Raw genomic sequence first — 8,057 nt, forward strand, 5'->3', positions numbered from 1 at the left:
AATGGTAGTATATATATATTCATACTTCAAATGAAACGGTTTCAAAAAATATTATAAAAGGGGCCTAGATTGACTTAATTGGGGATATCTTTTATAGCTGATATATTCATTTGATATTTTCCTATCGTTTCATAACTTATAACTTCTGAATACGTTTTTTAAATGTTGTCAAATCAAGGTTTTTATGGTTTCATAAGTTATATTCATAAATCAAGTAATTTTAGGAGGTAAATCAAATGTTAAAATATACCTTTCTGTCAATTTTAAGTAGTGTATCCGTCAATAATATATGGAATATGCTTTTTACAATACTAGGTAGTTTAATAACCCTATTTTTTACGTCAATATATAATGATTTCAAAAATAAAAAAAGTTTTGAAAAAATAAAAAATGCATTTTTTGAATATTATATAAAACCTGTGAGCGAACTTATAGAAGCTCATAAAGCAGAATTAGATAAACAAGATAATTTAGGTGCGGGTGAAAAAAATCAAATAAAAGCAACTGCCCTTCATCAAAAATTAATAGAAATTGTTGATAATAAAATTAAAAGATTAAACTATTTTAGAAAAAATGAATTACCTGATTTTAATTCAGATAATAAATTAAAACTCCTTCGTTTAACAGGGTTCACATTATCTTATTTAAAGTTAATACATTACTTTCATAGCGATGTATACCCTTTTACAAACACTAAAGCAGTACCTGTTGAAAGAATTTTAAATGAGCAAAAAGGTAAGTCTAAATGTTATTTGAAAATTACCCAGAATTTAAAAGAAACTATCGATGATTATATAAATTTAGAATCGAGTGAAATCATCAATGAATCAGAAAAAGCTTCTTTAGAACAAATAATATTGAAAGAGGTGTAAGCATTATGATATACGGATACGCAAGAGTGAGCACACGAAAACAAGACTTAAAAATTCAAATTGACACACTAAAAGCACATCATTGCGAGAAAATTTATCAAGAAACCATTTCAGGACGATCGACTGATCGTCCTGCTTTTAAAAAGTTAATGAAAGACATTCAAAAGGGAGATACTTTAGTTATTACCAAATTAGATAGATTAGCTAGAAGTACACAAGAAGCACTTAAAGTAATTAAATATTTATTTGAAAATCAAATTACGATTGATATTTTAAATATGGGGAAAATTGAGAATACCCCTACTGGTCGTTTAATCTTTACTATCTTTAGTGCATTTGCGGATTTTGAACGTGATTTAATTGTGGAACGCACGCAGGAGGGAAAAGAGGTTGCAAGAAATAATCCGAATTTTAAAGATGGCCGGCCAATAAAATACTCGAAACAACAAATACAACACGCCCTATCGCTCTTGAATACGTATAGCTACAATCAAGTACAGGAAATGACTGGCATTAGCAAGTCAACTTTATGGCGGTATAAAAAGAAGCAGGATAAGATTTAACGTAGCATTGTAGTAATGTAGAAATGTAGTGATGTTTAAATTGCAACATTACTACAATTTTAATCCTTTTAAAACATAACTAAACTAGTACAAAATACTTATAATAGAGTTAAACTTTTTCCACTCTCCTTATAGTAAAAGGCCACAATCTTATTGTGAGCCTTTTCTGTTAACTTATTGATCTTCTATCTCTTTCTTATAAATATTTGTAACCATGATAATTCCTAATCTAATATAGTATATTTTCTTATCATCAGACCATGTTTTTCTTTCATCAATAGTCTTTTGTGAAGCGTGTCTAAATACCTGGGTTTCGTTTCTAAATCTTTTTATATCATTTTCATTTAGAAAACCATAAAATGTAGTCTCATCAACTGTTTGATATTTTTTCCCTTTTTTTAAAATATATTCAATAGCATTATTCAAGTTCTCTAATTTTTCATCTATCTTCATTACATAAAAACTTTTTTCTCCAGTTGATATTTTTTTTATAATTTCCTCTATATCCTCTGATAATTCAAATTCCGGTGCATCTTTATATTTAATAAAATTCAACGATTCTATAATATCTCTTCTTGCCTGCCAAGTAACTGATTTATTATTATCTCCTATTTGTTTATAATATAAATTTCTAATTTTATCATAAGCAAAACTTTTTAAATCTACCTCATTTTGAATTACATTAGGAAACTCTTTAATACGATAATTATTTTCTTTTAACCATGAAATCAAGAAACTATATTCTTCAAAATCATCATCAGTAAAATCACTGAATTTATTACTTTTTTTCCCTCCATATTTTGGTTTTAGAGTGTTCTTAAATGAACTAATTACATCATCTTCATCTTGATAAATATAAGGTCCTATCGAAATCATTTTTATCTCCCTATTAAATCATTGTTTCATATAATCTAAATAAATGAGATACCGCATCAGTTTCAGTCGTTTTACCAATAGGCAATCCATAAGCAGTCATCACTGCTTTATCATTCTCTTGATGTGCTTTTCTCAATTCTACTGGCATAATTAATTCATTGTATAAATCTCCTAAAGTAGAATTTTTATATTTTTTTCTTACATCTAAAATTTTTTTTGCCGTTTCGGATATTTCATTCTTTGTTTCATCATTCATTTTAGGCCATGGGTAATTATTATATACAATGCTAGATGAATATCTATAATCTGATTTCAATCGCCCTGCAATTGTTCTCATCCATGCCATATGCATATTTGACGTCATGATTCCGAACGTATGCAAGCTAGCATTAGATATTGTATTGCAAGCATTGCTTGCAATCACATCTTTATCTACATACCCAATTGGAATATATTTTCTGTTTTCAGAAGTTGTAATTGGGATAAGTAAATATTCTGTTTTTGGTTGTCTAATGCTAGTAAATAAATATGGTGTTTCTGCCGATTTATAAGCTTGTTTTTGTTTGCTATGTAATCTAAATTCTTTAGTTGCTTTTAATCTATCCATTGTAATCTTAGATTTTTTGATCTCGGATAAATCAGCATCAACTAACCATAAACAATATCTATATTTATTATCAATATAATCCTTAGCACTTACAAATCTATGAATATATTTTTGCATAAAAGGCGATTCCGAGATAAGAGCATTTTTTTCATCCATACTAAGTATCAAATTTCCACCCTCTCTAGGTTCACTCCCATAATTCATGATTTCTACATTACTTATAGGTTTTGTTCTATTTTTAATAAATATTGTTGGTGCATCTAATAAATAAGGATTAATATTTTGTGCAATTGTATAACTATTAATACTTCTATAAATAACTTTAGTTTTAACTTCCGTTGTTTTATAACTAAATCCTACAATTACACAATGAACCGCAGCAGAGTTTTTCGTTTCATTCTGCCACTTGAACGATTGATATGCAAAGTCAATTTTTATATCAAATTGATTAAATAGAACACCCCATATTTTTTCAACTTGTTCCCCTTGGCATATAGAACTAGTTGAAACAAAAGCAACTTTTACATCGGTATTTTCTATAAATTGAGAAGCTTTATAAAACCATCCTGCAACATAATCAATCGCTTTAGTTTTCCCAAATAGCGGTTCTAAATCTTCTTTTTGATTTATTTTTTGTTTCTTATATCCCAAAAAAGGGGGGTTGCCGATAACATAATTCAATTTATTTACATCAATAATTTGATTCCAATCAAGTTGTAATGCATTACCTTCAACAACATTTACATATGATTTTAAAGGCAGGAAGTCGTCGTTAGCATAGATTAATATTTCTGTTTTTTCAAACATTTGAGATTCGGCAATCCATAATGCAGTCTTTGCAACAGAAACAGCAAAATCGTTAATTTCAATACCATAAAATTGATTAATTCTTACCTTTATAGGAATTATTTCAATGTCTAATAAAGGCGAATCCCCAATAATAAGTGATAGGGCTTCATTTTCTAATTCACGCAGTGAAAGATAGGTTTCAGTCAAAAAGTTTCCAGATCCACAAGCAGGATCTAAAAATATTAGATTAGATAATTTATTTTGAAATTTTAAAGCTCTAGATTTAATTGTTGAATATTGTTTATATTGTTTAATTTCATTTAATTCATCTTTCAAATCATTCAAAAATAAGGGGTCAATTATTTTATGAATATTTTCTATTGACGTATAATGCATTCCTCCGTCATGTCTTTGTTCAGGATTCAAAGTACTTTCAAACAATCCTCCAAATATAGTCGGACTAATCTCCGACCAATCAAAATCTGAACTTGCATGTTTTAAAATTAATTGACGCAATTCCTCTGTAAACTGAGGTATCTCAATATGTGTATCTTCAAATAGCCCTCCATTTACATATGGGAATATATTTAATGAATCATCAATATAAGGATCACGTTCATTGATAGGTGTGTTTAACACCTCAAATAAGCTGATTATAGCTGTTCTAAAATACCTTGTTTCATGTTGTGATAAATAATCATGAAACATACTATGGTTTCCAAATAGCCCTGCATCTTCTGCATAAAAACAAAATACTAATCGAACACATAATTGATTGATACTTTTCAATGTGTTCTCGTCGTTAGGGTTTTTATACTGATTTAATAATTCAGTATATATTTCTCCAATAATTTCCCCTGCTTTTACAGATATTTCAGTTTCTTTTTCGATTTGCGTATTTGTTTTATCTAGTAAAATTTCTAAGCGATAATATTCAGTTGGTAAATCTAATAAACGAATAGTTGAGGGCATACTATTTGGCTTTTCCATATCATAAATATAAAATTCTCTGAAATTACATGTAATAATCCAACGTGGTCTTTTAGAATAAGGTAAGCTCGCAGAATATCGTGTTGCTTGTTGAATTGGTGTTAAAAAACTGCCGTCCGATTGTTTGATACCTTTATTTAAGTCTTTTGTTACGCCTTTTTGTTCAATCAGGACACTAGTCTTTTCTATATACCCATCTAAAAAACTTGTAGAATCCATCATGTTATCAAATGAATGTTCAAAACTAATATACTCGACAGGATTTTCTATACCGTAAACATTTCCTAAGAGGTCAAGCCAAAATGATTGACTATGTGCACGTTCACTTCCCTTATCCTGCCAACGCTCAACAAATAATCGAGCTGCTTTTTTTATTTCTTTTGGATTCATTATTTTCTCCCATATTTATTAACTATTAGTGATAACAAAATATTTAGTATATTAAATGTGCATATATTAATACATAGAATAATTATTAAAACAATATACCAATATAAGATATATTTGTAAAAATTCCTTCATTTTTGCGTTGCAATGTAGTAATGTTTATTTGTTGCATTTACTACATTGCTACGTTATAATTGAGTTATCAATTATTGAAAGGAAGTACATTATGGTTATTACTCCTAGTAATTTTAAAGGTGGTGTTGGTAAAACAACAACTTCACTATTATTAAGTTATATTTTGACAGAACACAAAAATAGCAAAGTACTTGCTATTGATACCGACCCACAAGAAAATTTAACGTTTGGTATTGCAACAACTTTCAAAAGTAATGTTGATGAAAATAAAAATATTTTTAATGCTTGTTTTGATAATTTTCCTGTTAAAGGGCATATCCAACCTATCACTGATCAACTTGATTTACTTGCAGGAGATTGGAAAATGACTGAGTTTGAAACAGAAGCGAATAAACAATATAAGCAATCTCAATTGCAAAATATTTTATCAATTGTAATAGAACCCATAATTAAAGATTATGACTATATTATTATTGATACCTCTCCTTATATCAATTTAGTCATGGATAATGTAATAAATGTCACCGACTATGTAATTATAACAACTCAAACTGTTTCTATGGCTTTTGAGAGTACAAAAAAATATTATGATTATTTAATTTCTATGTCTGATAAAACCGATTTTGAGTTACTGGGCGTTTTACCTTATCTAGTTGGAAATAGTTCAACCGATAAACGATATTTAATCAAATATCAAGAAGTATTTGGCAGTGAATTATTTAATCATACAGTTAAACATTCTGATAGAGTAAAAACATGGACTGACTTTGGAATAACAGAAGATAAACCATATGATAAAAAAACTTTAGAAATGTATGAAGATGTAGTAGATGAAATTCTAGATAAGATTGAATCACTTAAGTAATATTTTAAAAATGAAAGGAATATATATATGGATAAAAAAGGTTTTGGTACAAACGTTGGCAGAGAAAACCCAAAAGATAAAAATGAAGCAAAAAAAACCGTTCTAAAGGGAATAAGAGTTAGTGAGAAAGCTCATAAAAAATTAAGATTACAATCTGCTAAAGAGGACAAATCTATTAGAGAAATTATAGATGAAATGCTGGATATACAATAAATTATAATTAGAAATTTCGACTTGTTTCATCGTAGTAATGTTGTAATGTTGTAATGTTGTAGTGTTGAAATGGTGTAAAAACCAAAGTATCAGCATTGGATGTAATTATTTTTTTCTAGGTTTTTATATATTTATAAATATTCTATGTTAAGATAAAAACTATCCAAAACAAAATAAAAAAAGGGATAGATTGATAATCAACCTACCCCTTGTATAAAAAATTCTCAACTCCCAAGGTCGGCAAACCAGTAGTTGAGAAAGAACTTTTTATTAAGTTTACAAAGATAAGTATAAACAAATACTTACTGATTGTAAAGTAAATAAACTATTAAAGTCCTTTCTTGATTACTAACCGCAGGGTGAGATAACAAGAAGGGACTATTTATGATGACAAATTTTAATTATTTTTCGGCAAATAAAGCATACAGAGAACTTTACCTCCAATTTCCAAAGGTATTTTTATACAGTGATAGATATAAAGACCTTTCAGATAGCGCTAAAATCGCTTATATGGTCTTTAAAGATCGTTTGCAGTATTCCATTCAAAATAATTGGATAGATGAAGCAGGACATGTCTATTTCATTTATACGAATAAAGAGTTGCAAGCACTACTAAATTGTTCTGAACATAAAGTGATAAAGATAAAAAAAGAACTTACAGATAAAGACTTATTATTACAAACTTATCAAGGGTTCAATCCAAAGAAAAAGAAAAATGAACCTAATCGGCTTTATTTAGCAGATTTAGAAGTTGAAGCGTATGAAGTTTATGCTTATCAAAATATGGAAAATAATAAAAGAAATGAGAACAAAACCCTTGATACAAGCGGAACTGCAAAAAATGCAGTCCGATATAACGAGAGTAAAACCCTTGATACAAGCGGAACTGCAAAAAATGCAGTCCGATATAACGAGGGTAAAACCCTTGATACAAGCGGAACTGCGAAAAATGCAGTAAATCAATATAAATATAATAATTATAAAGATAATAAAGATGATAAAGATCAGGCTGATTCTCAAAATCAACAAATTATCAATCAATTTTCTAAACACGAAAAAGCTACCGAGCAAGAACTTATTGAACAGTACGTTGAAGAAAATAAATTGGTTTCTGCTTATGGAGATAAAACAATTCAACTAGTAAGAAATTACAGTTTTAATGAGTTAGAACAATTTAAAGTCTATATTGATAAATTTTACTTTGGTTGGAAATCAGCAGAAAAAGATACTAGTATTAAAATCAATCCGTACGAAAAAGCAGCATTACATGATGAACTCGCAAGTACCTTTAAGCGTGTTATTATCCAATTCAAGCAAGGAAAAACGAAAAATATCAATAACTATCTTTATGTTTCTTTAAAGAATGTCTTTAAGGACTATGCAGAAAATCAACAAGAAAATAATACGGACTTACCACCAGTACCACTAGATAAGTGGCTAGGATAGTCATTAAAAGCAAATACTTGCGTTTTAAGGCGATTTAAAACGCAAGGAATGTTTATGTTAATACAGTCGCTTAAAACGCAAAGGAGAGCAAATATGAGAGTATTATGTTTAATAGAAAAAATTGAAGGAAACCAAATCACTTTATATAATCCTGAAACCCAAAATAATATCACTTTGAGTGTTCCTGATGATGAAATTTATATATATGAAAGTGCATTAAAAGAGGCGGAAGATGAAAGTTTATTTGTAGACGGCTTTAATGAGCCAGCATTCGCTTTAGTGTATTACGATACAGAAACTGAAAATATCTCATT

General features: G+C 28.6%; 8 protein-coding genes. 6 read left to right on the top strand and 2 right to left on the bottom strand.

Annotation, left to right across the window (positions count from 1 at the left end; all coding sequences use genetic code 11):
* Window positions 1-236: 236 nt before the first annotated feature.
* Both AC973_RS08645 and AC973_RS08650 read left to right on the top strand, forming a co-directional pair.
* Window positions 237-872, top strand: a complete 636-nt coding sequence (locus AC973_RS08645) for a hypothetical protein (RefSeq protein WP_048729632.1) — start codon at window positions 237-239, stop codon at window positions 870-872.
* A gap of 5 nt (window positions 873-877) precedes the next feature.
* Entirely contained in the window at window positions 878-1,435 is a 558-nt protein-coding gene (locus AC973_RS08650) for a recombinase family protein (RefSeq protein ID WP_048729635.1), read from the top strand.
* A gap of 174 nt (window positions 1,436-1,609) precedes the next feature.
* On the opposite strand, the gene AC973_RS08655 is transcribed toward AC973_RS08650, so the two are convergent.
* Window positions 1,610-2,311, bottom strand: coding sequence for a hypothetical protein (locus AC973_RS08655; protein ID WP_048729636.1), 702 nt, complete (start codon window positions 2,309-2,311; stop codon window positions 1,610-1,612).
* Between the two features lie 13 nt (window positions 2,312-2,324).
* Window positions 2,325-5,087, bottom strand: a complete 2,763-nt coding sequence (locus AC973_RS08660) for a DNA methyltransferase (RefSeq protein ID WP_048729638.1) — start codon at window positions 5,085-5,087, stop codon at window positions 2,325-2,327.
* A gap of 223 nt (window positions 5,088-5,310) precedes the next feature.
* Between AC973_RS08660 and AC973_RS08665 the strand changes: the two genes are divergently transcribed.
* The 4 genes from AC973_RS08665 to AC973_RS08680 all read left to right on the top strand — a co-directional run.
* The gene (locus tag AC973_RS08665) at window positions 5,311-6,084 is read left to right on the top strand and encodes a ParA family protein (protein ID WP_048729640.1); all 774 of its coding nucleotides are present in this window, start codon (window positions 5,311-5,313) and stop codon (window positions 6,082-6,084) included.
* 27 nt (window positions 6,085-6,111) lie between these two features.
* Window positions 6,112-6,297 carry a hypothetical protein gene (locus tag AC973_RS08670; protein WP_048729641.1) on the top strand — a complete coding sequence of 62 codons (186 nt, stop codon included), beginning with the start codon at window positions 6,112-6,114 and terminating at the stop codon, window positions 6,295-6,297.
* 384 nt (window positions 6,298-6,681) lie between these two features.
* Complete coding sequence (locus AC973_RS08675; RefSeq protein WP_048729642.1) at window positions 6,682-7,743, top strand: replication initiator protein A; 1,062 nt, start codon at window positions 6,682-6,684, stop codon at window positions 7,741-7,743.
* Window positions 7,744-7,836: 93 nt separating this feature from the next.
* The coding region (locus tag AC973_RS08680) for a hypothetical protein (protein ID WP_048729643.1) at window positions 7,837-8,057 on the top strand (221 nt) is incomplete at its 3' end.

This window comes from Carnobacterium sp. 1290_CSPC, from assembly GCF_001053265.1.
In the GTDB taxonomy this organism is placed as follows: domain Bacteria; phylum Bacillota; class Bacilli; order Lactobacillales; family Aerococcaceae; genus Aerococcus; species Aerococcus urinaeequi.